This window comes from Actinoallomurus acaciae (assembly GCF_042429965.1).
GTDB lineage: Bacteria > Actinomycetota > Actinomycetes > Streptosporangiales > Streptosporangiaceae > Actinoallomurus > Actinoallomurus acaciae.
In genome coordinates this window covers 1-2,102 of the sequence record NZ_JBHLZP010000880.1, presented here as the reverse complement: position 1 = coordinate 2,102, position 2,102 = coordinate 1, and the positions used below count along the sequence as shown (strand labels likewise).

Genomic DNA, 2,102 nt, shown 5'->3' with positions numbered 1-2,102 from the left:
GCAGGACGCCGAGTCGGCCACCCGTACGGCCGCCGCGCGGGCGGCCGAGGCCGTGGCCGGCCTGGTCGGCGGGGACGGGGACGACACCCAACCGGCCGAGCCGCCGTCGTGCACCTTCGTCTCGGCCCTGGTGCACGGCGACGCGGTGACCGTCGGCTGGATCGGCGACAGCCGCGCCTACTGGCTGCCGGAGAGCGGCGAGGGCGCGCGGCTGACCGACGACGACTCGTGGGCGGGCCAGATGGTCGCCTCCGGGGCGCTCACCGAGGAAGAGGCCGAACGGCACCCGAACGCGCACGTGATCACCGCCTGGCTCGGCGCGGACGCCGTCGACGTCGAGCCGCACGTGCACACGCTCACTCCGGACACGCCGGGAGTGATCCTCGTGTGCAGCGACGGGCTGTGGAACTACTTCCCCGAGCCCGCCCGGCTCGCCGAGGCCGCCCCCGCCGCCGCGTCGGAGCCCCTGGAGGCGGCGCGGACGCTGACCCGCCTGGCGAACGAGGCGGGCGGACGCGACAACATCACCGTCGTCGTCATCCCCTTCCGGCCGCACACGCCGCCTTCCGCACAACCGACCCAGGAGCGGTCCCGATGAGCGCTCGGGTCACTCCTCCGACGAAGGAGGTCGCATGACGGGCAACCCCGATTTCACTCTCACGATCGACCAGAACAAGTACCTCCCCGAGGGGGGCCAGGAGGTACACGCGATCGTGACGGTCGAGGCGAGGGGCGTACCCGCCGCCGGCGCCGTACGGTCGACCTCGGCGGCCGAGGTGATCATCATCGACACCTCCGGTTCGATGGACTACCCGCGTACCAAGATGTCCGCGGCGATCCGGGCCGCGCAGACCGCGGTGGACTCGCTCCGCGACGGGGTCGCCTTCGCGGTGGTCTCCGGCTCGGCGCGGGCGCGGATGGTCTACCCGGCGGGCGAGCAGCTCGTCCCCGCGAACCCGCAGACCCGGCAGGAGGCCAAGGCCGCGCTGGAGCGCGTGCGCCCGGCCGGCGGCACCGCGATCGGCGCGTGGCTGGGCCTGGCCGACCGGCTGTTCGCCGCCCACCAGGAGGGCATCCGGCACGCCATCCTCCTCACCGACGGCAAGAACCAGCACGAGAGCCCCGAGCAGCTCGACGCCGTGCTCCAGTCCTGCGTCGGCCACTTCGTGTGCGACTGCCGCGGTGTCGGCACCGACTGGGAGGTCGCCGAGCTGCGCAAGGTGGCATCGGCCATGCTCGGCAGCGTCGACATCGTCGCCAGCCCGAACGACCTGGTCGCGGACTTTCGCGCGATGACCGAGGCCGCCATGGGCAAGGCGGTCGCCGACGTGGCCCTGCGGGTCTGGACGCCGCAGGCCGCGCGGCTGCGCTTCGTCAAACAGGTGACGCCGTCCGTCGAGGACCTCACCGGCAAGCGGGTCGAGGCGGGCCCCCGCGCCGGCGACTATCCGATCGGCGCGTGGGGCGCGGAGGCCCGCGACTACCACGTCTGCGTCGAGGTGCCCCCCGGCACGATCGGCCAGGAGCTGCGCGCGGCCTGGGTCAAACTGGTGCTGCCCGGCGCGGGCGGCGAGGAGCAGGTGCTCGCCACCGGCAACGTCCTGGCCGAGTGGACCGACGACGAGGCCCAGTCGACCCGCATCAACCCGAAGGTCGCCCACTTCACCGGGCAGGCCGAGCTCGCCCAGGCCATCCAGGAGGGCCTGGCGGCCCGCAAGGACGGCGACCTCGACACCGCGACCGCCCGCCTCGGCCGCGCGGTCAAGCTCGCCCACGAGTCGGGCAACGACGCGATCGCCGGTCTGCTGGACAAGGTCGTCGACGTCGACGACCACGCGACCGGCACCGTACGGCTGAAGAAGAACGTCGACAAGGCCGACGAGATGTCCCTGGACACCCGATCGAGCAAGACCGTACGGACGCGCAAGGGCGGAGCCTGATCCATGCCGACCTGTCCGGCCGGACACTCCTCCGGCGCCGACGACTACTGCGACGTCTGCGGCACCCGCATGACGGGGTCCACGGTGTCCGCGGTCCTCACCGGCTACGGCACCGGCGGCGGGGCCGCGGCGGCCGCGCCCCCGGGTGCGGGCGCGGGCGAG

Annotated in this window: 2 protein-coding genes; both read left to right on the top strand. The window is 73.7% G+C overall.

The features are described from left to right. The coding region (locus tag ACFFNX_RS48395) for a PP2C family protein-serine/threonine phosphatase (RefSeq protein ID WP_378213187.1) at window positions 1-598 on the top strand (598 nt) is incomplete at its 5' end. 34 nt (window positions 599-632) lie between these two features. Next, window positions 633-1,940 (top strand): vWA domain-containing protein, encoded by a 1,308-nt coding sequence (locus ACFFNX_RS48390; RefSeq protein WP_378213186.1) that lies wholly within the window; start codon window positions 633-635, stop codon window positions 1,938-1,940. The last annotated feature ends 162 nt before the right edge of the window (window positions 1,941-2,102 follow it).

Coding starts and splice junctions, on each gene's coding strand:
- ACFFNX_RS48390 (WP_378213186.1), top strand. CDS start 633: ATGACGGGCAACCCCGATTTCACTCTCACGATCGACCAGAACAAGTAC.